25 protein-coding genes and 1 other RNA gene are annotated in these 23,146 nt (G+C 47.8%); 13 read left to right on the forward strand and 13 right to left on the reverse strand.

What is annotated here, in order from left to right:
• Positions 1-42: 42 nt before the first annotated feature.
• Genes WC980_05845 through WC980_05855 form a run of 3 tightly spaced genes read left to right on the forward strand, consistent with a single transcriptional unit; the run spans position 43 to position 1,829 of the window.
• Entirely contained in the window at positions 43-444 is a 402-nt protein-coding gene (locus WC980_05845) for a PilZ domain-containing protein (GenBank protein MFA5794574.1), read from the forward strand.
• A gap of 1 nt (position 445) precedes the next feature.
• Positions 446-1,330 (forward strand): hypothetical protein, encoded by an 885-nt coding sequence (locus WC980_05850; protein ID MFA5794575.1) that lies wholly within the window; start codon positions 446-448, stop codon positions 1,328-1,330.
• A 1-nt stretch (position 1,331) separates the two neighbouring features.
• Entirely contained in the window at positions 1,332-1,829 is a 498-nt protein-coding gene (locus WC980_05855; protein ID MFA5794576.1) for a nitroreductase, read from the forward strand.
• Here the strand turns inward: WC980_05855 and lipB are convergent.
• The 6 genes from lipB to WC980_05885 form a co-directional block, all read right to left on the reverse strand.
• A complete protein-coding gene (lipB, locus tag WC980_05860) occupies positions 1,826-2,509 on the reverse strand; it encodes a lipoyl(octanoyl) transferase LipB (protein ID MFA5794577.1) in 684 nt (227 codons plus the stop codon). The two genes, WC980_05855 and lipB, sit on opposite strands and share 4 nt — an antisense overlap.
• 12 nt (positions 2,510-2,521) lie before the next feature.
• Positions 2,522-3,091 (reverse strand): elongation factor P, encoded by a 570-nt coding sequence (gene efp, locus WC980_05865; GenBank protein MFA5794578.1) that lies wholly within the window; start codon positions 3,089-3,091, stop codon positions 2,522-2,524.
• A gap of 134 nt (positions 3,092-3,225) precedes the next feature.
• On the reverse strand, positions 3,226-4,134 hold the full coding sequence (locus tag WC980_05870) for a RimK family alpha-L-glutamate ligase (GenBank protein MFA5794579.1): 909 nt from the start codon (positions 4,132-4,134) through the stop codon (positions 3,226-3,228).
• A 31-nt stretch (positions 4,135-4,165) separates the two neighbouring features.
• Positions 4,166-4,618 carry a hypothetical protein gene (locus WC980_05875; protein ID MFA5794580.1) on the reverse strand — a complete coding sequence of 151 codons (453 nt, stop codon included), beginning with the start codon at positions 4,616-4,618 and terminating at the stop codon, positions 4,166-4,168.
• A gap of 54 nt (positions 4,619-4,672) precedes the next feature.
• Complete coding sequence (locus WC980_05880) at positions 4,673-5,056, reverse strand: GxxExxY protein (protein ID MFA5794581.1); 384 nt, start codon at positions 5,054-5,056, stop codon at positions 4,673-4,675.
• 121 nt (positions 5,057-5,177) lie between these two features.
• Complete coding sequence (locus tag WC980_05885; protein MFA5794582.1) at positions 5,178-6,731, reverse strand: VCBS repeat-containing protein; 1,554 nt, start codon at positions 6,729-6,731, stop codon at positions 5,178-5,180.
• Positions 6,732-6,893: 162 nt separating this feature from the next.
• Between WC980_05885 and WC980_05890 the strand changes: the two genes are divergently transcribed.
• The 3 genes from WC980_05890 (at position 6,894) to WC980_05900 (ending at position 9,466) form a co-directional block, all read left to right on the forward strand.
• On the forward strand, positions 6,894-8,159 hold the full coding sequence (locus WC980_05890; protein ID MFA5794583.1) for a hypothetical protein: 1,266 nt from the start codon (positions 6,894-6,896) through the stop codon (positions 8,157-8,159).
• Between the two features lie 16 nt (positions 8,160-8,175).
• Entirely contained in the window at positions 8,176-8,928 is a 753-nt protein-coding gene (locus WC980_05895) for a hypothetical protein (protein ID MFA5794584.1), read from the forward strand.
• A 325-nt stretch (positions 8,929-9,253) separates the two neighbouring features.
• On the forward strand, positions 9,254-9,466 hold the full coding sequence (locus tag WC980_05900; protein MFA5794585.1) for a hypothetical protein: 213 nt from the start codon (positions 9,254-9,256) through the stop codon (positions 9,464-9,466).
• A gap of 164 nt (positions 9,467-9,630) precedes the next feature.
• Here the strand turns inward: WC980_05900 and WC980_05905 are convergent, their stop codons facing one another.
• Both WC980_05905 and recG read right to left on the reverse strand, forming a co-directional pair.
• Positions 9,631-10,488, reverse strand: coding sequence for a hypothetical protein (locus WC980_05905; protein MFA5794586.1), 858 nt, complete (start codon positions 10,486-10,488; stop codon positions 9,631-9,633).
• A gap of 40 nt (positions 10,489-10,528) precedes the next feature.
• On the reverse strand, positions 10,529-12,613 hold the full coding sequence (gene recG / locus WC980_05910; GenBank protein MFA5794587.1) for an ATP-dependent DNA helicase RecG: 2,085 nt from the start codon (positions 12,611-12,613) through the stop codon (positions 10,529-10,531).
• A gap of 145 nt (positions 12,614-12,758) precedes the next feature.
• Here recG and hisS point away from each other — a divergent pair, with 145 nt between their 5' ends.
• The 4 genes from hisS (at position 12,759) to WC980_05930 (ending at position 16,238) form a co-directional block, all read left to right on the forward strand.
• Positions 12,759-14,057 (forward strand): histidine--tRNA ligase, encoded by a 1,299-nt coding sequence (gene hisS, locus WC980_05915; GenBank protein MFA5794588.1) that lies wholly within the window; start codon positions 12,759-12,761, stop codon positions 14,055-14,057.
• A 1-nt stretch (position 14,058) separates the two neighbouring features.
• Positions 14,059-15,078 carry a hypothetical protein gene (locus WC980_05920; GenBank protein ID MFA5794589.1) on the forward strand — a complete coding sequence of 340 codons (1,020 nt, stop codon included), beginning with the start codon at positions 14,059-14,061 and terminating at the stop codon, positions 15,076-15,078.
• A 24-nt stretch (positions 15,079-15,102) separates the two neighbouring features.
• The gene (locus tag WC980_05925) at positions 15,103-15,735 is read left to right on the forward strand and encodes a hypothetical protein (GenBank protein ID MFA5794590.1); all 633 of its coding nucleotides are present in this window, start codon (positions 15,103-15,105) and stop codon (positions 15,733-15,735) included.
• 86 nt (positions 15,736-15,821) lie between these two features.
• Positions 15,822-16,238 (forward strand): hypothetical protein, encoded by a 417-nt coding sequence (locus WC980_05930; GenBank protein ID MFA5794591.1) that lies wholly within the window; start codon positions 15,822-15,824, stop codon positions 16,236-16,238.
• Between the two features lie 103 nt (positions 16,239-16,341).
• Here WC980_05930 and WC980_05935 read toward each other — a convergent pair whose 3' ends face one another.
• Positions 16,342-17,433, reverse strand: coding sequence for a hypothetical protein (locus tag WC980_05935; GenBank protein MFA5794592.1), 1,092 nt, complete (start codon positions 17,431-17,433; stop codon positions 16,342-16,344).
• Positions 17,434-17,591: 158 nt separating this feature from the next.
• Here WC980_05935 and WC980_05940 point away from each other — a divergent pair, with 158 nt between their 5' ends.
• Complete coding sequence (locus tag WC980_05940) at positions 17,592-18,020, forward strand: ribonuclease HI family protein (GenBank protein MFA5794593.1); 429 nt, start codon at positions 17,592-17,594, stop codon at positions 18,018-18,020.
• 8 nt (positions 18,021-18,028) lie between these two features.
• Positions 18,029-18,398, forward strand: an RNA gene (gene rnpB, locus WC980_05945) — RNase P RNA component class A.
• A gap of 4 nt (positions 18,399-18,402) precedes the next feature.
• Here rnpB and WC980_05950 read toward each other — a convergent pair.
• Positions 18,403-19,737: a tetratricopeptide repeat protein gene (locus WC980_05950; protein MFA5794594.1), complete on the reverse strand. Its 1,335-nt coding sequence runs from the start codon at positions 19,735-19,737 to the stop codon at positions 18,403-18,405.
• A 117-nt stretch (positions 19,738-19,854) separates the two neighbouring features.
• On the opposite strand from WC980_05950, the gene WC980_05955 reads away from it, so the two are divergent.
• Positions 19,855-20,205, forward strand: a complete 351-nt coding sequence (locus WC980_05955; protein ID MFA5794595.1) for a hypothetical protein — start codon at positions 19,855-19,857, stop codon at positions 20,203-20,205.
• On the opposite strand, the gene WC980_05960 is transcribed toward WC980_05955, so the two are convergent.
• From WC980_05960 to WC980_05970, 3 genes are all read right to left on the reverse strand, one after another.
• Entirely contained in the window at positions 20,198-20,887 is a 690-nt protein-coding gene (locus WC980_05960; protein MFA5794596.1) for a YIP1 family protein, read from the reverse strand. The genes WC980_05955 and WC980_05960 overlap by 8 nt on opposite strands.
• A 69-nt stretch (positions 20,888-20,956) precedes the next feature.
• Positions 20,957-22,543 (reverse strand): zf-HC2 domain-containing protein, encoded by a 1,587-nt coding sequence (locus WC980_05965; GenBank protein MFA5794597.1) that lies wholly within the window; start codon positions 22,541-22,543, stop codon positions 20,957-20,959.
• Positions 22,540-23,121, reverse strand: coding sequence for a sigma-70 family RNA polymerase sigma factor (locus WC980_05970; GenBank protein ID MFA5794598.1), 582 nt, complete (start codon positions 23,119-23,121; stop codon positions 22,540-22,542). The genes WC980_05965 and WC980_05970 overlap by 4 nt, the downstream gene beginning before the upstream one ends.
• Positions 23,122-23,146 lie beyond the last annotated feature (25 nt).

The following is a 23,146-nucleotide window of genomic DNA, read 5'->3' on the forward strand; positions in this document are numbered from 1 at the left end:
GCTTCAGCGATTATATTATAGGTTGCCAGAGGAGAAACTGATATGTCATCATTTTTTGATCAGGATCGGCGTGAATACGTTCGTGTCAGGGCGGATATTCCGGTTCGTTATAAATTTCTGGCCAAGCATATACAAGACCCGAAAATAGAAGATATCTATCAGGGCGTTACCAATAATATCAGCGGTGGCGGCATACTTCTGTGCGGAGTGGTGCCTGACATCGGTTGGTTGTCCGACTTGCTTATGCAGCGCATCGTTATCGGAGTAAACTTTGTATTGCCCGGTGACCAGGAAGTCATTAAAGCGTTAACCAGGGTATCCTGGATAGATGCCATGGATGAGAATTCTAAAAAGTGCCAGATGGGGCTTAAATTCAAGGAAGTAACCTCGTTGGACCGAGATAAAATATTTAAATTTATTATCCGCTCTCAATTGCCATCTTAAAATGGAGTCAGCTCTTAACAAGATGTTTTTCCCGGCTCTGGGTTTAGCCGCAATTTTAGCCATCCTTGGCATATTCATCGTTCGACAGGGCAGTATTGACCGCGGAGCAATACCAGCTCTGGTTGCCGGAGCTTTAACAAATACAGCAACGGTATCGGTCCAGAATACCGTCATTCCCGATAAAATGGAACCGATTACCGATACTCTGCCGATAACTCCTGATATATCAACGGTCCCGACGCCAATCATCTACAAGCGCTTTGAAGGCATGCTCGATTACGTCCGCGACCGGGAAAAACTTCTTCAGGATGAGCCGTATAACACGTTGCTGAAATACATCCACAGTATGACACCGGAAGAAATCTCCGGTAAAGTCAATGCCAATATTACTTTTAATGATCTGATAACCAATCCCAAAAAATATCGGGGCGAGATAATCCGCGTTTCCGGCGTTGTGCTTTATCTTAACCCTTACAAGTACAAGACTAATCCGGCCGGAGTTGAGATATATTACGAAGGCATTCTGGGCGAACCGGTTAAGGGCGAAAAATACCGGTTCCATGTCATCGAGCGGCCGGAAGCTTTCAAGACCTTTGACGAAGTTCGTTCTCAGGCCGATACCGGAACGGTCGAGGGGGCATTTCTTAAGGTAGTCAGTTACGAGCTGGCTCCGGCCGTGCAAATAGCCAGGAAGAAAACATGGGAAGATGCGCCGTTCATTATTGGCCGCCGGCTGGTCAAGATCCAATTAAAGGAGCCCGGCGAAATAACACAGTTCAAATATTTCGTCGGTGCATTTGCCTTTTTTGGGATCGCGATAATTATTACCATTTTTATCATTGCGACCAGAAAGAATAAGCCTAAAGACCGCCAAATCAAACCATAATATGCCAGATATCCTGGGCATCATAAAATCACGCCGGAGTATCCGAAAATATCTTGATAAGCCCGTGCTACTTGGTGATATCAGGAGAATACTTGAATCCGGCCGTTGGTCGCCGTCTGGCCGGAATAACCAACCCTGGCGGTTTCGGGTTGTCAGGGTTAAAACAGAACTCAACGCCTTATCCCGAATGACCAAATACAGCCGCATCATTGCTTCCAGCTCTGCCTGCATAGCAGTTTTCCTGGATAACGACCTGGCCTATAACCGAACTAAAGACTGCCAATCCGTTGGCGCCTGCATTCAGAATATGCTTCTGTTCGCCCATTCAAAGGGTATAGGTTCCTGCTGGTTGGGCCAGATACTTGAGAACAGCGTTCAGGTAAATAAATTATTCAGCCTGCCGTCCCGGTATGAATTAATGGCTGTAATTGCTTTGGGCTATCCGGACGAAAAGGTCCGCTCAGGCAGGAAACAGATGAAGGATTTACTATTGGATTAGTTCTTGGGAATGTAGGAAAGATGGGTTTTGACCACCACCGGTTTCAAGTCGAATAACTTGCTGAAGCAGTCCAGGTATTCCTTGGATACATCAGCGACGCTTATTTTCTTACCTGACTCTTCCTGAAGCGAAGTAATCTTTGGGTTGGTCATGCCGCAGGGATTAATCAGTTTGAAGTTACCCAAGTCCGGGTTGATGTTAAGGGAAAATCCGTGGTAAGTGATGCCTTTGGAAACGCGCACACCGATAAAGCCGATTTTAGCATTGCCCACCCATACGCCGGCTGTTTTGGTATCAGGCATGGCTTTGACGTTGAATCGGATCAGGGTGTCAATCATGCACTGTTCCAGGCCTCTTACGTATTCGCGGATTGATTTCTTTAGGTATTGCAATGAAAATATAGGGTAGCCGACCAGTTGTCCCGGCCCGTGATAGGTCACATCGCCGCCCCGGTCTATCTTGCGCACCGAGATTTTCTTCTTCTTGAGCACTTCATCGGAAGCCAGGATGTTGCTGCTTTTCCCGTTTTTGCCGATGGTAAATACAGGCTCGTGCTCCAGCAGCATCAGGTATCCGACCTTGCCTTTCTTTTCGCGGACCCGCTCGGTCAGTTCGAACTGGAATGAGAGCGCCTCGTCGTAGGGCACAACGCCTAATTTGAATACGGTGCAGGGCTTCATAAATTAGTGATGCTATTTGCCGACCCGGCCGACGTATGAATTGTCGCGGGTGTCGACTTTGATGACTTCACCGATTTCGATAAATGGCGGAACATTAACGATTAATCCGGTTTCCAGAGTAGCTGGTTTGTTAACATTGGTAATCGTAGCTGTTTTCATGGGCGGATCAGTCTGGGTAATCTTAAGGTCTACCGTAACCGGCAACCGAACCTCGATGACCGATCCCTCGCAGTAATACAGGGTCACCTCCAGGCCGCCAATCAGGTAGGGCGCTTTGGTTCCTAGTAACTCTTTATCTACGTGTATTTCTTCGTAGTTTTCCGAGTTCATGAACACGAACTCGTTGCCTTTTTTGTAGCTGAACTGGGCCGGAATGCCTTCGACCATCATATGCTCGACCTTATCGGATGAGCTGAAGCGGTTCTCGGTGGTTTTATTGGTCTTGAGGTTTCTCATCTTGGCCTGGACCATGGCCCGCCAGTTGCCCGGCGCCACATGCGTGTAGTCGACCACTTCGTGCAGTTCGTTATTGAACTTGATGATGATGCCGTTTCGGATTTCCGTAGCGCTTATCATTGGCATAGTATCTTCTCCCTGTTGTATTCTTCCAGACGATGAAAAACAAGCTCTATAGGGTAACTAAAGCGTAAAGATAAGTCAAGAAATTATAGCCGAGAGTTTATTTAAAATATTCACTGCTATTTATTTACTTTGACTCAACTCTTTTTACCTACGGCCAGTTCGACGATGGCCCGGGCCACGTTGACTCGGCTGGCTTTTTCCAACCCTTCGAACCCGGGCGAGGTGTTGACCTCGAGTATCACCGGCCCGTCAACTGACTCAATCAAGTCTACCCCGGCCACGTCCAGCCCGGTGGTTTCCACGGCCTTAAGCACCATCAGCCGGTATTTGTTAGGCAGGTCGTAAGGCTCGGCCCGGCCGCCGCAGTGGATATTGGCCCGGAACTCGCCTGGCTTGGGATAGCGCCGGATAGCGCCGATAATCTTGGCGCCGACCACCAGCACCCGGATGTCGCTGTGGCAGTTGGCGTCGCGGTCGGCCATATATTTCTGGAGCATGGCGTCGTAATCCAGCGCCCAGATAGATCGGAGTATCGACCTGATTACGGACGTTTTTACGCCCAGCATCACGCCTGTGCCCTGGCCGCCTTTTAATAACTTGACTATAACCGGTAACCCGCCTAATTGTTTTACAGCTTGGTTGACGTCTCCGGCATTACGCACCATTATGGTCGGCGGCACCGGCAGTCCGTCCTGGGCCAGACGTTGCAGGCACAGGAACTTATTCTTGGCCAGCCCGATGGCTTCGGGCGAATTTACCACACGGCTGCCTTGTCCTCGCAGGTGTTCCAGCAAGGATAGAGTATACTCCAGCGCGTAGGTGCCGATGCGGGGGATGACCGCACCATAGCTATTAGTTATGTGGATTGTGTTCGCGGAGCGCCATGGCGCAGCAGCGCCAAATGATGAGTTATTAATGGCAATCGGGATTACTGATTCTGTCGGGTCGAGCACCGTGGCCTTGTGCTTCAGTTTTCTGGCTTCGGCCACCAGACGCTTGGTGGAATAATAATTCGGCTTGCGCGAAAGGATTAGTATCTTCATATCTCTGTGTGCTCTGCGCCTCTGTGGCTGCTTACACCATCTCCGACGAGCCCGGCAGTTTGTCCATGGGCGGCGGCTGGTTCTTGGGCGGATCCATCTTGGTCACGTTGAACTTACGGCTGATGACCAGCTGATCGTCGCACTGGAGTTCGAATATATACTGTCCGGCCTCGGGGAAGACTATATTTCTTACCTCGAAGTGGAACTCAACGGTGGCCAGCGGGTTGGGGAATGGTATCGGGCCTTTGAGCTCCATTATCATCTTGCCCGATGCCAGGTGCTGGCAGCGCAGCACGCCCTGGTACTGGCCGGTGCCGTCGGTCAGGGCGCAGAATATCGTCATGGACGGATGCCGGCAGGGCAGGACGCTGGTGTTGATGTTGTTGAACAGCCCAATCAGGCTCTTCTTGCCGGTCAGACGGTCGTCGATGACCGTATCGCAGATGACCATGGCCAGCGGAACCGGTTTAGGTTTGTTAGTCATAATGATTCGCCTTTTTATTTAGCCACGAATGAACACGAATGCACTCGAATAATATTACAGGACAATTCGCTTATACTCCAGTTTAGGATTATTAAAATTAATAATTATTCCCAGTTTTAAGTTTGTTGCTTTTAAGTAATTGAGGACTTGTGCCTCATGTACAGGCACGATTTCCTTAACGCACTTTAGTTCTAGTATTACTTTATCGTCAACTAAAATGTCGGCAAAATACTTGCCAACCACCTCGCCTTCAAATTTAACCTTAACCGCGTCCTGTTGCTCAGCCTTCAACCCGGATTTTCTTAGCTTTATCGCCAAAGCATTCTCGTATACCTTTTCCAGGAATCCGGCGCCCAGTCCGTTATGCACCTCCAAAGCCGCGCTTATTATTTGGTATGACAGCTCCTTATAAACAATTTCGTGTTTATTCGCATCCATTCGTGCTAATTAATCTGAGTTTCCCTTCTTAGAAATAACTTCGTGCTTATTCGTGTTCATTCGTGGTTAACTAATCCGAATTTATTCTCTTAGAAATAACTTCGTATTTATTCGTGGCTAATTACTTACTCACCAGCATCGTCATCCGCGATTTATACTGCAGGATGATGTCGCACTTCTTATCGTTATTCAGGTCTTTGATTATTACCGTATCAGGTATCCTCAGCGGATACAAGAGATATTCGTCTTTGCGGAATCCGACGCCGCTCTTCTTTATCAGCTCTTCCTTGGGTATGCCCGGCAGGACGTAAAGGTTGCAATTGCGTCGGTCCGGTCCGGAAATATAGAGCAGGTCTTGCAGCCCGTCGCCGTTGAAGTCGTATTCCATATAGATGTGCGAAAACTGGCCCCGGCCCAACGCGCTCAATGGGAAGTTGATGCTCTTGGCGTAGTTGGGCGTGACCGAAAACGACTTGCCCGGCATATAAAAAAAGGCCTGGTAGTTGATGACGATATAACGCAGCAGCGCCTTCTTGACGTTGGAGCCAAAGTCGGTCTCAAAGGCCGTGACGAACAGGTCCGGGTAGTTGTCGCCGTTTATGTCGGCCAGCCGTATCATCGGCGATATGCCCCGGATGTTGATAATCTGCGCCGGCACGTCGGCGTAGCTGACCGTGCCGCCGTCGCCCTTGAGTCCGCTAAAGACGAACACCCGGGTCATCAACTGCTTGTCGATGTTGCCGCCGGTGGTGGTGATGATCATGTCGGCCGCGCCGTCGCGGTTTAGGTCGCTGAAATAGACCGACTTGAAGGCGATGTCGTCGCCCGAACCGCCGGCTAGGAACTTGAGCTCAAACACCTTGGGCTGGTTGAACGGTTGGATGTAATAAGTAATGGTGTTATCGGCGCAGATAACGATATCCTTGAGCCCGTCGCCGTTCAGGTCGGTCAGCACCAGGCCGGGTAGTCCGGCCGACAGGTTGACAAAGCTGTAGTCGTCGGCGTCCAGCGTCAGTTTGGTTGAGCCGAAGGTGAATGCCGCTTTGCCCGAGTTGGTGAACAGCCCGTAGCCGGACAGGGTTGGCACTATCAGGTCGCTGACGCCGTCGTTATTGATGTCGTTGCTGCCCAAGACAGAGGTGAATGCCGGAGCGCCCGCGCCGGTGGGCGGATAGCGGAACATGGTCGGGATGTCCAGCAGTTTGTCCATAGAGACCACATAGCGGCTGTTGGCGTCCAGACGGTAACAGCCGACGCCGTCCGGGTTAAAGAGCGCCAGCTCTTTTCCTTTGGCCTTGGCGTCATAGTTACCGGCCGAGATGAGCGATGAGTTGGCATCGATGGGTAAGAACTGGTCCGGGGCCTCGGCAAAGGGCGTGCTATTGCCGGCGGCCGGGCGTTGGAAAGCAATCCCGGCATATCCGTTGGGCTTGCCCCGTTCCTCAAAGGTAAAAAGGATGTCCAGCAGGCCGTCGTCATTGAGGTCGATGGTCTCGATTTCGTCGATTATGCAGACCGGCATGGCGGCCGGCCCGCCCAGGTTGATGATGTTATAGTTCTCCAGCCCGATGGGGTAGGTGGGGTCCTCTTCCTGGGCGTACCCAGTTATGAATGCTGAATTATGAATTATGAGTAGCGTCAGCAGGCACGCGGGAAGCAATCTTAAATAGCGCATAATCACATTATAACAAAAATGATAGCACATTCAAGACTTTTAGCATTAGGCTTGACACGAGCAGGCGGCTCTGATATAAGGAAAACAGGGACTTGGACGAGACCTTAAAATAATACTCTGTGCGTTCTGTGTCTCTGTGGCAAGATTAAGCGAGGAATGTTTATGAAAAAGAAACTGTTTTATATCGGCTTAGGCATCGCGGTGGTGGTTCTGGTGTTTGTCGGTTACCATTATGTCCGGTTCCTGCAGGCCACCGCCCGGATGAAAGAGCTCTCGGCTGACCTGAAAAAGCGCATCGTCGAATGGGAGAAGAAGGAATACCGGCGCCCGCCGCTCTTCGGCCCGGCCGTGCCCGGCAACGCCGCAGAGTATTATAAGAAAGCTATTGAAAAAAAGATTGAGAAGTCTGAGGATATTCAGGATGCATTGTGGGATTCATTATATAAATTTCCTTACGAGAACAAGCCGTTGAAACCTGAGTTACTGGAATGGGCAAAATCATATACTGTCAGGATTGACCTCTTAAAAAAGGGCTCTAATACCGAAAGCGCTAAGCCGCTTGTGCATCCGCGGGATAAACTTAGTTTAACAGCGGCAAGAAGTCTTATCAGGGATGTCATGGTGATACTTGGCAAAGACATGGAGGATAACAATAAGTTTCTTGAGGCAATAGAGTTGTATTGTACGTCTATAAGATTTGGTGATGATTATAGGTCTAATGGTCAGTTGATTCAGATGCTGGTTGGCATAGCATTTTCTAGCGATGGACAAGGTAGAATAAAAAAAGTGTTACTTTATGATAAACTCAATGAAGGGGAGCTGGTCAAGCTAAGCGGATACCTTAAAACACTTATTGATTCTTATCCAACGTTTCAAAACACCTGGGAATCAGAAATAGTTTTTATGGGAGTGTTGATAAAAGAAGAATCCGAAAAAAGAGGATTTATTCCTGAAAAGGATGATTTCTGGGGGTGGTCTAATAGAACTGATTTTATTGATTTTTGGATTGATAGTGTGCTGTTATGTAACGATGTGGCAAAAGTAATTACGGGGTCTTGCGCACAAGTAAGTGATAGAATAAACCAAGTTGAGGAATCATATAAAAAATCTAAAGCTAATATTTTAGTAGGAGGAATTACTGGTTGTTATGACAAACAAATGATATTGGATGCCGGAAGGAAAGGCATCTATATTCTGGCCGCACTTAAATTATACAAGCTCAGGCACGGGGCGTATCCGGAGACTTTGGACAAGCTGGCCCCGGCCATCATACCAACCGTGCCCTTGGACCCGTTCAGCGACCAGTCGTTCATATACCGGGTGGATACGGACGGAGGGCTCTTCCTTTATAGCGTCGGGGCAGACCTAAAGGACGATAACGCCGACCCCAAGAAGGATATTGTCATCAGCCCTAAAGAGAAGAAATAGGGTGGGAGTGTATGTTATGAAAGTAAGGGCCAACCTGTATTTGATTATTGGCATTCTTTTTGTCATCATTGGCATCCTTTCCTCCACCTCATTTGAGGATGTGAGTTTCTTTTTTTACGTGGTAAGCTTCTTGCCGGCCGCTGTCCTGTTGGCCTGTTATGCCTTTAGTCGGCGCATGAAAGCGATATGGCCTCATTTCATCTTTGCCTCTGCGTGTGTTTTAGCGATGCTTGTTTGGGCATTTATCACCATGGGTGCTGCTATGTGGGATTCTTGTACCCGGGAAGAAACCCGTGTGGACCGCTACGAAAAGATGATCTCTTCGTCAAGCGGCGAATTGCTTGAACATTTCCCGCGCAAAATCCCGCCAGATGCCAAAAACGTGAGGTTTTCATACCTGCCGCAATTCCTTCAGGGCGGAGGACACATGCAAATTCGTTATACACTTCCGGCTGACCGGATTACCGAGTTGTACGGACAATTCTCCAAAATAAAGACCAAGTCATTCTTCGGTGGCAACATCAATATTCATATGAATATGGAAAATGGTATGCCCACGACAGATTTTTACACCAATGATTTTGGTAATCTCTCCCCTAAAGAACGCTATCAGAAAATGAAATTCCCTGATGATTACGAGATAATGATATTCGATAAGATCATAAAAAGTTCAGAAAGCGTCGATGGTTATTGGAATCACGGCGAAAGTCACGGGGTTGTCATAAGTAAACAAAGGAATGAGATAATCTACTGGGCAGATTTTTGGTAAAAGTAAAGTCTCTCTGCCTAAGCTGTAGTGAGACCTGGCCTAACCCCCTGATATCTTCCTATCCCTAATCTATTATCCTATTAAGTCATATCCCATACCTTGGTATCTTATCCCTATGACGGGTAGGGCTCAGAGGGGTGCGGGATACCCTTTCCCGGATATATGGGCAAGCTTATATAAGAGTTGTGTTAGTCAACAACAGGGCTGTGTTAGTTGACATAGGAGCTGTGTGATATAACACCAGAGCTATGTGATATGACATAAGAGCTAGGGGACATCCCATAAGAGCTGAGGGACATGGATTTGGAGTAATCCGATATAGGATTTGAAGCAATATGATGTCATATTAGAACTAGATGATGTCATATTAGAGCTGGATGATGTCATATTAGAGCTGGATGATGTCATATTAGAGCCGGATGATGTCATATTAGAGCCGAATGATGTCATATTAGAGCCGAATGATGTCATATTAGGGCTGAATGATGTCATATTAGAGCTGGATGATGTCATATTAGGGCTGGATAATGTCATATAGGAGAGCAATATGACATAGTTTGGCCGGCAGGCCGGAAGAATGGCATTTAGTTGCCCTTAACCACGAAGGCGCGAAAGGATGAAAGCGGAGTGGGGGACGAGTGGCGGCGGGCGTTACTTGTCCTCCACTCCCATATATTTTAAGACCACATAGATTCACAAATATTATTGTCTTCTATATTGCCCAGCAAGATTTGGGTATGCATTAAACATATCAGTGTACATTATAACCAATCGTTCTTTCATTAAAATTCGGCTAAATAGTAGCATCGAAAGTATAAATAAGTATACGCAACCTGGTATAGGTTTATTTACCGTGAAAGCTATTACCAAAACGCCAATTATTAATATAGTAATTATTAAGGGTATCTCCAAATGTTTGTACCATTTTGTGTTATTATGATGCTGATATTTTAATATTAAATTTTTCAGCAACCAAGAAAGTTTTATTAAAAACAATGCCGAAAGAACGGGTATTGATATTGCGATTGGAATATTAAACCATTCAGTGGAAAGGCGTTCTAAATAAGAAAACGTTAAAAAAGCGCACAAAAATGATAGTATAGTTGCTAAAATAAGGGAGTTGCTTATTGCGTAGACATCCCAGCGTTTAGTTATTAATTCGGAAAACCATTTTAATCGTTCAATATTTTTAGTTACGTATTTGGTGTCTGATTCATTTGGACCAGTCAACCTTCCCGGTACCATTAAGTTAGCTTCAATTAGAGATTCAATTTGATGTTCAAAATCATTATTCTCGTTAACTAAAGTTTGTCCATCCTGATGCCTTCGTATTATTTCTCGATATATCGTATCGGAAAATACTGGACAGTTTATGGAATATAGGCATTGTGCGAAAACAGCGATTATATAACCAAAAGGAAGAAAAGCCAAAAGACCAAACTCCGCAATTGTCTTAAATTTTTCAGGATTCCACCACGATTTATCTAATACATATAACCAGCCTGCAGTAAAAATGATGAAATATGCTCCTACAATTCCATAACGTTGAAACCAATTCATAAGATTAATTAACCACGCTTTATATTATATGTCAATGGTTTTAGGCCAACGTCAATAAGTCCTTATATTGTTGCTTGATAGCATTAAATAATAGTTTGTGTTGAGGTGATTGCAGGAAGGGGTCGTTGGCCAATAGCGCCTGGGCGTCTTGGCGGGTTTGTTTCAGGACCTCAAAATCCCTGCTCAGGTCGGCTATCCGGAACGCCGGGATGCCGCTCTGCCGGGTGCCGAAGAATTCGCCCGGGCCGCGTATCTTTAAATCCTCCTCGGCTATCCGGAACCCGTCGTTGGTGGCTTCCATTATCTTTAGCCGGCTTTCGGCGTCCTCGGTGGTGAAGTCGCCGAAGAGCAGGCAGTATGACTTGTGCGCGCCCCGGCCGATGCGCCCTCGTAATTGGTGCAACTGGGCCAGGCCGTAGCGCTCGGCGTGCTCGATGGCCATTATCGAGGCGTTGGGCACGTCTATTCCCACCTCGATGACGATGGTCGAGACCAGTATCTGTATCTTTCCGGCCCGGAAGTCGTTCATTATCTTTTCCTTGTGCTGGTCGGTCTTGCGGCCGTGCAATAGCCCTACCTGGTATTCGGAGAATATGTCCTTAAGCTGTTTGGCCATCTGGGTGGCCGACTTGGCCGGTATGCTGTCTGATTCGTCTATAATTGGGTATACAAAATAGACCTGGCGGCCTTCCTTGATGCGGTTGCGGATGAAGTCGATGGCCTCGGGCATCTTTTGCGATGCCCGCAGTATGGTCTTGACCGGTTGCCTGCCGGGTGGGAGCTGGTCTATGGTCGAGACATCCAGGTCGCCGAAGGCGGTCAGGGCCAGGGTGCGCGGGATGGGCGTGGCGGTCATTACCAAGAGATGCGGGTTGTCGGTCTTGTTGACCAGCGTCTCCCGCTGGATGACGCCGAACTTGTGCTGTTCGTCTATGATGATCAGGCCGAGCCGGACGAATTCCACGTCCTTCTGTATCAGGGCGTGGGTGCCGATGACCAAATCGATGTCGCCTTGCTTGATGGACTCGAGCGCGGCCTGGCGCTCGGTCTTGGCGATACCGCTCCTGAGGAAGGCGATGCGCACCGATGAGCCGGCCAGCAGTCGGGTGACGGTGTTAAAATGCTGTTCGGCCAGGATTTCGGTCGGGGCCATCAGCGCTGACTGCAATTTATTTCCTATGGCGGCCAGGATGGCGTAGATGGCCACGATGGTCTTGCCCGAGCCGACATCGCCCTGGAGCAGGCGGTGCATCGGATGCGGCGATTCCAGGTCGGTCTTGAGCTCAGCGATGACCCGTTCCTGGGCCGGGGTGAGAGTGAACGGGATGCGCGCCCGGATACGGCCGTCCAGATGTTCGGATATCTTAATAGGGTACTTGACCGCGGATTTCTTTATCTGGTTGCGCTTGAGGCACAGAGCCAGCTGGAGCAGGAGTAGTTCTTCGTAGACCAGCCGTTGCCGGGCCGGGGCCATCGATTCCATCGAGGCCGGGAAGTGCATGGCATTTACGGCTTCGGGCAGGGGTATTTGACCGGCGGTCAGCGGCCTGGGTAATACGTCCGGCAGCAGCGGTGCATAGGCCGGAACTGTGTCTTTCATCAGGCGGCGGATGAACTTCTGGCCCAGGCCTTCGGTCAGCCCGTAGCAGGGCACGATGCCCTGGGTATGGACCGGAGTATAGCTGTCATTTTCGCCGGGCATTAGTTGGGTCGGGATAATCTCGTATTCGGCATTAGCTATTTGTGGCGCCCGGCCGTAGCGGGCCAGCTTACCGGCCAGCAGGATTTTCTGTCCTTTGGCAAAGACGCGTTTGAGGAAGAACTGGTTGAACCAGACAGCGGTGATGATGCCGGAATCATCGCCCACGGCGATTTCGGTGATGTTCATGCCGCTCTTGGTTCGGTAGGCGCTGATGGTCAGGATTTGGCCGGAGATGATGACCTCGTCCTCGGGCCGCTCGCTGATGACCTGGCTGATGGGTTGGAGTTTTGAACGGTCCAGATAGGTGCGCGGAAAATAATAGAGCAGGTCCTGAAGGGTATTGATGTTAAGGCGGTTAAGCAGTTTGGCCCGGGCCGGCCCTACGCCCTTGAGATATTGGACGGAATCAGATAATTTGTTCATGGCCTCCGGTTAAGCAGTAAGCGGATTTAGCGGATTAAACGGATTTTTTTATGATATCGGATAAATCTGCTTAATCAGCTTACTCATAGCGATAATTCTGTCAATCATAACTTGACAATAGCCGATATATACTTAAATTAAAGTTATGAGTAATTCGGGCTATCAAGCACCGCTCGGGACAGAAGATATCCTGCCGGATAAGATAGGGCTGTGGCGTTTTGTGGAGGATACGGCTCGGACTATCCTGGGACGATACGGATATTCTGAAATCCGCACGCCCATATTCGAATATACCTCTCTTTTTAACCGCTCCATCGGCGAGGTGACCGACATCGTCGAGAAGGAGATGTATACCTTCCAGCGCAACAGCGATGACAAAGACGATAAGGACAGCATCACGCTCCGGCCGGAGCTGACCGCGCCGGTGGTTCGGGCATATCTGGAGCATAATCTGGACAAGATAAAGCGTTTCCAGAAGCTATATTATATCGGGCCGCTCTTCAGGCACGAGCGTCCGCAGAAGGGCCGCAAGCGCCAGTTCCATCAGATGGGCGTGGAGGCGTTGGGCTCGACTGATTACCTGCTGGATGTCGAGGTGATTGACCTGGCTATGTCGTACTTCGAGGCGTTGGGCATCAAGGACTGCCAGCTCAAGATTAACTCCATCGGCTGTCCGGCCTGCCGTGATGTCTACCGCGAGGTGCTCAAGAAGTCGCTGGACAAGCACAAACCGTCGCTGTGCGCCAGCTGCCAGGAGCGTTACCAGCGTAATATCTTCCGTATACTGGATTGTAAGAAACCCGACTGCCGCAAGGCGGCCGGGACTGTTGAGACATTTGAGAAATACCTGTGCCCTGATTGCCGGCAGCATTTTGACGGCGTCAAGGCCGGGCTGGATGCGGTCGGCGTCAAATACCAGGTGTCGGCTCAGCTGGTCCGTGGATTCGATTATTATACCAGAACCATATTCGAAATAACGCACGGTTCGCTCGGGGCGCAGGACGCGCTTTGCGGCGGCGGCAGATACGATAATCTGGTCCAGGAATTGGGCGGCGAACCAACCGGCGCGGTCGGGTTTGCGCTGGGGCTGGAGCGGACCATCCTGGCGCTGGAGGCATTGCAGGTCTCGGTTCCGGCTAATCCGACGCCCGGGGTGTATATCATCACTACCGGCCAGGCGCATAGGGCCGTGGCATTCAAGCTGCTTAAGGAACTGAGGAAGCGCGGCGTCAGCGCCGATATGGATTTCGAGATTAAGAGCGTTAAGGCCCAGTTCCGCAGCGCCGATAAGTCTGGCGCCCGGTTCGTAGCCACCATCGGGGACGATGAGGCCCGGAATAATACCGTTAAGCTTAAAGATATGGCCCGGAGCGAAGAAAAGGAAATAAATATCCAAGAATTCTTGACAGACAAGTCGATAAATGACTTAATAGGACAAAAATAATATGAAGAAGGCATTATTAATCACGGTTTTACTGGCTATCGGATTTGCGGCTTGGTCGTTCCAGGATGCGGTTCCGGCTGATAAGGCCGCGGAAGCGCCCAAGACGGCTGAGAATACCCCGATCAGCCCGACAGCCATAGCCCCGGCGGTGACTCCGGAAAACCCGGCGCCGGTGGCGCCGACGCCGATGTATCAGCTCCGGCCGCTCTTTGATATCAACAAGATTATCGTGGCCGAGGAAGAGCAGAAGTGGGACGGCATCCATACCATTAATCCGGGAGATAAGCCGGAGACCTACCCGTTCCTGCGCCATAACAAGTATAATTTCACCGAGCACATCCTGATGATGTCCGGCGACCACCGGAGCATCCACAGCCAGCGGACTTATACGTTTTCGCGGCTCAAGACGAATACCCCGGGCGAAGGGCGCAAGGATGAGAGTATTTCGCTGGAAGGGCGGACATTGCGCCTGGAGACAATGGACAGCCATATCACCAAGATGGAAAAGATTGCTCCCAAGGATGGGGTGATTATTACCGAGGATTATGATTACGTCAGCGCCCTGACTTGGTTCTACCTGTTGCTACCGCAGGAACCGCTGACCATCGGCGAGACATACGAGCTCAACAGCCAGAAGGTGGCTGAGATATTTTTCAGGAACAGCTATGACGAGAAACTTTGCAAGGCGGTAGGTTCCGGGACGCTGGAATCCAAGATGGATTACGAAGGCGTGCCGTGCCTGAAGACGACCATCAGCCTAAAACTGACACGCGACGATCCGGTCAATAATACGACCATCGAGATTGAGTTGGCCGGCGCGTATATCGTGTCGATTGAACAAAAAGTGATTGTTGACCTGGACCTAAGCGGGTCGTTTGTTATCAATAACACGGCTCAGGCGGCTAACAGCAAGAAAAAAGTAGCGGTTAAGACCGAAGGCAATATTATTACCAAACTAAAGTTAAGAGAGGGCGCAGCAGAAATTACGCCGCCGGCTGTTAAACAGGCCCCGGCCAAGTAATCTGCGCGCTAAGAAGGAGATGTTATGTATAAAATGATAGCGGGAATCATGCTGGTTGGCGTGCTGGCTTTTGGATTGGGATGCAATGGCGAGGAAATGAAACTCCTTCAGAAGCGGCTGGACCAGCTAAAGAAGGATTACGATGAGGCTCAGGAAAAACTCAACAAGATGAATTCTTTGGAATCTGAGGTTAAGAAGCTCAAGGAAACCAAGGCGGCATTGGAAGAAAAGTCACAGGGACTGCAAGCCGAGGTTGACAAGCTGAAACCGGAAAACGAAGCGTTTAGCGCTGAGAATAAGACACTGAAAGAAACAATAGACGGATACAAACGTGGTGCGGTCAGTTACCAGCTGGAGTTGCAGAGATACGCCAGAAGGGTTGCTGAGTTAGAAGAGTATATCCAGAAGATGCAATCCGGCGGTGCTAAGCCGCCCGAGCAAGGTTCAAATCCCGATAACAAGACACCCGATCAGGGCGCCAAACCGCCCGAGAATAATAACCCACCGCCCAACGCCGGCGGGCCGGATGATATGCCTCCGGAAGTGGCTGAATGGATGAAGCGGCAGAACGAGCGTAAGGCACAGGGCCTGTCGCCGGAGCCGCCGCCACAAGCCGTCCGCGATTACATGAAGAAGAAGTTCGGTTCGCAGAAGTAGTTCGGGCAGTTATTCACGGCTGAATCTGTTTGTGTCTTATAAAAACTAGTATAGGTCATGAACGCTTTATTACCCGAAAAGTATTTATGCGCACATTATTAGCCGTAATTGTTCTTGTCGGTTTGATAGCCTTTGGTTTAGGTTGCAGGGACCAGGAAAAAGAAAACCTTATAGTAAGGCTTAAACAGTTACAAAAGGACTATGATGATGTTCAGAAAAAGCTTTCTGACCAGGGTGCCGAGGTTAAGAAACTTAGGGATGATAAGGCTGGTTTAGAGGAAAAAGTTAAAGGGCTGCAGTCTGAGATGTCAAAACTCACGCAGGAAAAGGATGCGCTCGTCACCGAAAAGGACGCTCTTGTGTCTGAGAATGATAAGTTAACGGAAACAATGGTGGCCGATTGGATGAAAAGGCAGAGTGAGCGTAAAGCAATGGGCTTGCCGGTGGAAGCGCCGCCTCCGATTGTGCGCAAATATATGGGAAAGATGGGGGCTCCGAAATAGGACGGTGATTTACGCGGATGGGATTATTAAATTACACCAAGCCATTTAATAATATATTTTTCGATAGAAGCTGTTTTGATTTAATCGGGGGTTCGAAAGTGTTTTAGGAAAACTTACGGTCGAGTATTAATGCGTTCTCGCCGGGATTACCAGCTCCCATCCGTTCCTCGAATGCCTTCTTTATTTGCTCAAGCTTTTCGGCCAGAGACGGAGTCACACCGGGATTGCCATTAATTATATCGACGATAGCCTTGCAGGCATCGATTACGGTGTTGTCGGCGGAAAGTTTCTTTGAAATGGCTTGATCAGTCATACTTTGCAGGTCTTGATTGGAGATAGTTTCGCCTTTGATTAATCGCCTCAGGATATCAATAACGATATCAAGACTGGCAATATCATTAGCAACGCCATTTTTAACCCGGAACTTTATTTCTTCGGTCTGATCATTAACCTTTTCGATTTTTCCGATGCTGTTCTGGGCGGCCGTATATAATTCCTTGGCCTTGATGTAATTGCCCAGGGTGATAGTTCTTTGCTTGATGTCTTTGGCAATTTGCCATTCCTCCAGGCCCTTCAGGTAGTGCTGGTCGCCGGTGTCAATAGAGACCAGTATTTTATTGATAATATCTGATGTGAATATGGCCACCATTTCTTGCTGTCTGATGATCTGTTTTAGCGTGGCATAATCCTTTCGGCTATTTTCCGCTAGACGGGCCATCTTGTCCCTTTCCTGCTCGGCGATACGTCTTGCCTCTTTCTCGACTTCTTCATTTGCCTGAGCAACCTTGGCAGCATCATAGGCCTTATCACGCTCGCCGTTGGCTAATGCCACCAGAGCTTTGGCATCATCCTGCATCTGAAGACCTTTTTTCTCTGTTTCACGAGCATCCTTTTCTATTTTTATAGCATCAGCCAGGCTTCTTTCTCTTTCTGTCCGGGCCTGGTTGGCTTCATCGCGAGCTTTTCGGGCATCTTCGATAGAAGCAATTGCTTTTGCATCAGATTCTTTCTTTGCCGCAAGAGCATCATCCTTAGCTTTTTCAGCAATATCTTTTATCCTCTCAGCCATAGTTTTAGCCTGTTCAGACTGGTTCATTGCGGTAATGGCTTTTTCCGAGTTGCTGAAGGCGATGAATACTGCTATTATGGCCGATATGATTCCGAGAATCGCGAAAGCCAGAAGCGTATTTTTCATAAGTTATAGTATCCTTACTAATACTTCTTACCCCCCTATGATAGCAAATTATAAAGAATGTCAAGAATTTAATGAATTTTAATTAGATATTTCTGAAGGATAGTGCGCGTAATATTCTCTTGACAGTGGGCTAAATAGTATATAGCGTATGCTGTTATATGAGTAAGAACATAGAGATGTTTATAGACGGGGCGTCGCGTGGAAACCCCGGTCCGGCCGGAGTGGGTATTTATATTACCGATGATACCGGTGGAGTGATATTGAAAAAGGGGAAGTTCCTGGGCCAGACCACCAGTAATGTGGCTGAATACCAGGCTTTAATTAATGGTCTTAAATTACTGTCCGGGATTAAAGAACCCATAGGACAGATTACGGTTAAGTCCGATAGCGACCTGATAGTCAACCAGATGAATGGCGAGTATCGCATCAAAAGCAAGCTTCTGATGCCGCTGGCCATAGAAGCCAGGGGGTTACTTAAGAATTTCCCGGGTATAAAACTTATGGCTATAGAGCGCAAATTGAATAAAATAGCGGATAAACTTGCTAATAAGGCGATGAATTTACAATCTGATACGGATACAGAGTAGAATAAATAAAAGACAGGCAGATAATCGCTCCGGCCGGGCAACCGGGCGGGGAGGAAAGTCCGGACTCCACAGGACAGGGTGGCTCCTAACGGGAGCCGTTTCCATCGACCTCGCGTCGATGGAGAAAGGGAAAGTGCCACAGAAAATACACAGCCCGTCGATTTCGGTCGGCAGGCAATGGTGAAAAGGTGCGGTAAGAGCGCACCGGTTCCCGAGTAATCGGGAGCGCATGGTAAACCCCACCCGGAGAAAGACCAAACAGGGTTATGGCTGGTCCGGCCGCAAGTCCCAGGTAGGTCGTTGGATTCCGATAGTGATATCGGAACGAGTCAAATGGTTATCTAGATACAGAATCCGGCTTATTACCTGTCTTTCGGCATCATTATTTTTGGAGCATGCCTCTGGCAACAAGTCCGTAATTGGCGAGAGATGGGTCACTCTCGGCCAGCTGGATAACCTTTTCCAGGTTCTGGCTGGCTTCGGAGTTTTTGGTGCAGTAATAGTAACTGCCTAAACAAAGATAGCCCAGGATATATTCCGGATTATTGGTTATTTGTTCCTTGAGCGACGGAACCATTGATGACTCGATGGATTTTCCCTGTTTGGCGGTGGTATCTTCCCAAAACATTATCCATGCCTTACCCAGATTTTCTTTTGGTGTAATTTGCATGAATTTATCAATCGATTCTTTGGCCTTGTCGTAGGTTTTCTGAACGGCGAAGTTCATTCCGCGCATCAGGTAAAATGTGCTGATCATGTCGGCGAAGCCCTTATTAACCAGCCGATTGTAGATATTGTCGGCGGCTTCAAACTCTTTTTTCTTTTCATATATGATAGCCCGGTGGATATCGAACATGTCTTTTTGCTGGGGAAAGAAAGTCATGCCGAAAAATATAGGCGTGTTGAGAGCTAAGTCGTATTTTTCCAGCGCAGTTAGTACTTCGGACCAGAGTATGTAAACCAAGCTGCCTTCAGGGCCCTCGAGAATCTTCTCGTCCTGGACGACTTTTTCTAGGTCCTTGACGGCTTGTTCAAGGTTGCCTGTTTTTGAGGATACGTATGCGCGAAGCAGATAGGCCTGGGTATCCGTACCGCCGATCTTGGAATACTTGTCGAGGTATGACAGGCATTTCTCGTACTCGTTTAGGTTCGAATAGGCCTGAGCCATTCCGAGCAGTGCCTCAGGATTGCGTGAATTGGTCTGTAAAATCTTCTGGTAAATTTCAACTGCCATTTGTTTGTCAGATTCCAGCAACCGGTATATTTTGGCGAGTTTGAACAGATATTCGGTGTTGTTTGGGTCCAACCGGGACAGAAACCTGAGGGATTCAAATGACGTTTTAGTGTTGCCCTGCATCTCGGACAAATTGTAAGCCCGAAGTGCGGCGGTTTTGGCGAAGGTTTTATTATCGTATGATTCAGCCAGGACATTGGCCATAAACAGATACGCTTCGGCGTAATTAGGGATGAGCTGGATAGCCGCGGCTGTCGAAGCGATGCATCCGGGTATTTCACGTTTTTCGTACTGGGTTTTGGCCAGATTTAACCAGCCTTGAGCTGTAGAAAGAATTTCTTCAAATCTTTTGGGGTTTGATTCCTCTGGACTTGGCGATGATAGTTGTGAATCAGCGCCAGTATTTTGCGAGGGGCCGCCTTCCGGCGGCATAGCGCAACTGAGAGGGATGAGCAGGACCAGCAGCAGATATAAATTTTTCATATACGGTTACTTTAGCGTTATTAGGTATGAGGTCAATAATTATTCAAATTATTTTAAGGATGGGCTACGAGGATTAGGTAGAGCCAGTTAAGGACCAGTATTGATATTATGCCAATTATGTTTACACGTAATGGTGGAATAAATGACTGTTGGTTTTTGTTAAGCAAGCTGATCAGCGATAAGATTCCCCAGATAATGCAGCCCACGGCGGTAAGAAACACCAAGGGGTTTATCAGAAACGAGTCAATCAGACTGAATTGTGATAAATACAGGACAGAGCGTGTTCCGCCGCAGGTAAGGCAGGGAATATGGGTTAAGGCCTTGAAAGGGCAGGTGAACGGTAATTTTGTTAAGGCGGTTCTAGATACGAGCAAACTGAACAAACCAACCGCAGACAGGATAAAAATAGATATGGCTCCGTATATTAGTCCCAACTGTGTGCTAGTATTATTTGCATTCATTAGCTAAACATCTTGGGAGCTATCAATAACGGTATTGCTATTGCGGCGCCGATAGCTAGGCATATGCATAAGACGATAGGCATAAAATACCCAACGACTGCTTTCCAGGTGGGACTTTGATGCGTTTCCCTTAATCCTATGATTACCAGTACGATCATCCATATCCCTGCGACAATTACTCCGCAAATCGGTAAGAGGCATAAAATAAATGGGCTATAGGAGTAGCAGAGACTCCTGAATGTTGCCTCAAAACCATTTTTGGTCCCGCCTAAAATCATCAGTGAAAGGTGCAGAATACCGCCCCAGATGAATAAACTCATAATAATTAAAATCGGTGAAAGCACTATCATAGCCGCGGAATATATTTCTGGGGAAATATTGAATAATTCTAAAAATTTGAGTTGATTACCAAACATGGGTATATTAAGCTTGGTCATCAGTAGCTGCCAGACTGCATTTAATATGGAGCCGGTAACGCCAAAGATTAGGGCATAAATTAATGGTTTGCCCATTCCGGTAAGTTTTACCGCACTAAAAAACTTAATGGGGCTGAACATGGTCATTTTCCAGGTATTAATTATTTTAGTGAAGAATGGGCCTTCATCATCCCACATTAGTTGTTTTGGCTGTGTGGAAGCCTGAGGCTGTGATTCGGGCGGTCTCAATCCGGTATTAGCGTCATCTAACATATTAACCTCCTTTTATTAACTATGTTAAGGATATGCCTTTGATAAAATAAGTCAAATAAAATATTAGAATCAAAGGGGCGGGTATCTGTAGCAGGTTTGCAGGGTCAATATAGACATGGCCGTGCCATAGATTTGACCGCCAAAGACGCTCCAGCGGTCCGTTAAAGGCCAACAACCGGATTCCTTATTCTGAGATGCGATTAAGAACTCTTTTGCAGCTAAATTCCATTTATTGCCATTCTGTCCGCCATTGACAAATAACGCCAGTGATGCCCATTGCCAATAGTTAACATCACTTTCCAAAGGGGTATTTTTAGATACGGGGATATTTGATACAATTAATTTAGCCTGTTCCTGCGACAATTCATCAGCCGACTGGTTGGCAAATATCCGGCAGAACATAGCAGCGGCCGTAAGTGCGTAAGGGCCGTTAGGGTAATACTTGGGCGCATCATAACCGGCATAACCTTTTTCGTCAGTGACGTATAGCCACCAATTCCAGGTCTTAGCCAGGGATTCTTTAGCTCCGGTAATCCCGGCTAATTGAGCCAGCTTCATAGCATAAGATTGCCATATGGTGACCGAAGTATCAGGTGGATTTTCTGCGGTATATCCCCAGCCGCAGCTTTTCGCCTGTGCTCGAATAGAAAAATCAACGGCCAACTTAATTGCACGCTCCAGAGATTCTTTACTTCTATACTGCTCGTTGATTGTCATCAAATAATCTTCAATTAATGCCGCAGTCGCAATAGAATGATTATACATATAATTTACCGGTTTTTGCCCGATATGCTTGGGCCCGAAAATACCTTCATTGTTCTGCGCCGATATCAGGTTATTGATGCCTTTGTTGACTACTTCGGAATATTTCCCCTTGGTATGAGAATTGCCTTCGGCTAAAAATGCCAGAAGTGATAGGCCGGTAGCGGCTATGGAATATTCCGGTTGTCCGCCATATTTATCGGTTTCCCATGCGCCGGATGGGGATTGAGCTGCTGCGAGCCATTGTAATCCTGAATTGATGGATTTTTCCGCGTCCTGCATCCCATATTGTTGGCGTAGTTTAGCCAGATATGCTGAATTCGTTCTCGTAATCAGATGATTGATTAGCCTATTGTCCGCCTCAAGGGAAATTTGCAGGCCTTTCTCGTACCAGTTTTCAGAAGGCGGGGGAGGAATAATATCATGTTGTTTAATCCTGGCTTCGGTTACTTCCGGCATAACCGCTAATTCAGGTTTTTCGATTGTCGGAAGCATTTGCTCCAGCGTAACAGATTCACGCAGGATAGTTTTCTTCATCTCAGGCCCGATAAAAATAAATGATAATCCGATGAAAATAAGAAAATGGACTGCTGCTGAGGCTACCCATGGCGGGGCGTATCGCAGTGATGTTCTCAGGTAATCCAAAATTCCGGTTTGGTCAGATTTTGGATTCGGCATCAGGATTTCTACCTTGGCCATAACTTTGTCTTTGAAATCCGCTGATGGTTGGACCTGCGGAAATTCATCAAGGCGGGTTAGAACTTGTTTTAACTGGAGTAATTTGCTCGGGCAATCGGGGCAGGTTGCCAGATGATGCTTGATTTCATTGCGAACAGCTGGAGTTGAATCGCCGCGCAAATATTCGAATAAATCGTATTCTTTTTTGCAACTCATATTTCATCCTTAATCAGTTTGCCTTTTAGCTTTGTTATAGCCGTGTTCATACGGGAACGAACCGTGCCCTCCGGCACGTCCATTATTTCGGCGGCTTCGCTATAAGTTAACTGCTGAAATATCAAAAGCTCTACAGTCAACCGCTGTTCCTCCGGTAATTCCTTAATAACCAGCATTAATAATTCCGACTCCTCCCGCGCGGTAATTTTATCGTATGGCGAAATAGCATGGTCCTTGATAAAATCCTTAACGTGTTTCCCATCTTCATCCTTAACCGGTTTTTCAAGGGATATTTCATGAGGATTCTTTTTCTTTATTCTAAGATAATCAAACCATATATTCTGTGCAATCCGGTATAATAATGTCGTAAACCTTGCTTTTGGCGCATAATGCTTGCATCCTTTCACCAGGCTTAAGAATCCTTCCTGTGCTAGGTCTTCCGCAATTCCTTGATCCCCGGTTAGCCTGCAAAAAAGATTAATCAGAGGCTTTTGGTGGCGCAGAACCAGTGTTCCAAATGCCTCTAAATCGTTTCTTTTTTTGAACTTAATGAACAATTCTTCGTCTGAGAGGCTCATTTATCCTCCCCTATATATATTAAAC

The organism is Candidatus Brocadiia bacterium, from assembly GCA_041658285.1.
Lineage (GTDB): Bacteria > Planctomycetota > MHYJ01 > JACQXL01 > JACQXL01 > JBBAAP01.

Bases quoted from the DNA above. Each gene is read 5' to 3' on its own strand.
- WC980_05970 (MFA5794598.1), bottom strand. From the start codon at position 23,121: ATGAGCCTCTCAGACGAAGAATTGTTCATTAAGTTCAAAAAAAGAAAC.
- WC980_05955 (MFA5794595.1), top strand. From the start codon at position 19,855: ATGTTTACACGTAATGGTGGAATAAATGACTGTTGGTTTTTGTTAAGC.
- WC980_05960 (MFA5794596.1), bottom strand. From the start codon at position 20,887: ATGTTAGATGACGCTAATACCGGATTGAGACCGCCCGAATCACAGCCT.
- WC980_05845 (MFA5794574.1), top strand. From the start codon at position 43: ATGTCATCATTTTTTGATCAGGATCGGCGTGAATACGTTCGTGTCAGG.
- WC980_05880 (MFA5794581.1), bottom strand. From the start codon at position 5,056: ATGGATGCGAATAAACACGAAATTGTTTATAAGGAGCTGTCATACCAA.
- WC980_05940 (MFA5794593.1), top strand. From the start codon at position 17,592: ATGAGTAAGAACATAGAGATGTTTATAGACGGGGCGTCGCGTGGAAAC.
- WC980_05850 (MFA5794575.1), top strand. From the start codon at position 446: ATGGAGTCAGCTCTTAACAAGATGTTTTTCCCGGCTCTGGGTTTAGCC.
- WC980_05870 (MFA5794579.1), bottom strand. From the start codon at position 4,134: ATGAAGATACTAATCCTTTCGCGCAAGCCGAATTATTATTCCACCAAG.
- WC980_05855 (MFA5794576.1), top strand. From the start codon at position 1,332: ATGCCAGATATCCTGGGCATCATAAAATCACGCCGGAGTATCCGAAAA.
- hisS (MFA5794588.1), top strand. From the start codon at position 12,759: ATGAGTAATTCGGGCTATCAAGCACCGCTCGGGACAGAAGATATCCTG.
- efp (MFA5794578.1), bottom strand. From the start codon at position 3,091: ATGCCAATGATAAGCGCTACGGAAATCCGAAACGGCATCATCATCAAG.
- WC980_05905 (MFA5794586.1), bottom strand. From the start codon at position 10,488: ATGAATTGGTTTCAACGTTATGGAATTGTAGGAGCATATTTCATCATT.
- WC980_05875 (MFA5794580.1), bottom strand. From the start codon at position 4,618: ATGACTAACAAACCTAAACCGGTTCCGCTGGCCATGGTCATCTGCGAT.
- WC980_05895 (MFA5794584.1), top strand. From the start codon at position 8,176: ATGAAAGTAAGGGCCAACCTGTATTTGATTATTGGCATTCTTTTTGTC.
- WC980_05885 (MFA5794582.1), bottom strand. From the start codon at position 6,731: ATGCGCTATTTAAGATTGCTTCCCGCGTGCCTGCTGACGCTACTCATA.
- WC980_05925 (MFA5794590.1), top strand. From the start codon at position 15,103: ATGTATAAAATGATAGCGGGAATCATGCTGGTTGGCGTGCTGGCTTTT.
- WC980_05965 (MFA5794597.1), bottom strand. From the start codon at position 22,543: ATGAGTTGCAAAAAAGAATACGATTTATTCGAATATTTGCGCGGCGAT.
- WC980_05950 (MFA5794594.1), bottom strand. From the start codon at position 19,737: ATGAAAAATTTATATCTGCTGCTGGTCCTGCTCATCCCTCTCAGTTGC.
- WC980_05890 (MFA5794583.1), top strand. From the start codon at position 6,894: ATGAAAAAGAAACTGTTTTATATCGGCTTAGGCATCGCGGTGGTGGTT.
- WC980_05930 (MFA5794591.1), top strand. From the start codon at position 15,822: ATGCGCACATTATTAGCCGTAATTGTTCTTGTCGGTTTGATAGCCTTT.
- recG (MFA5794587.1), bottom strand. From the start codon at position 12,613: ATGAACAAATTATCTGATTCCGTCCAATATCTCAAGGGCGTAGGGCCG.
- lipB (MFA5794577.1), bottom strand. From the start codon at position 2,509: ATGAAGCCCTGCACCGTATTCAAATTAGGCGTTGTGCCCTACGACGAG.
- WC980_05920 (MFA5794589.1), top strand. From the start codon at position 14,059: ATGAAGAAGGCATTATTAATCACGGTTTTACTGGCTATCGGATTTGCG.
- WC980_05935 (MFA5794592.1), bottom strand. From the start codon at position 17,433: ATGAAAAATACGCTTCTGGCTTTCGCGATTCTCGGAATCATATCGGCC.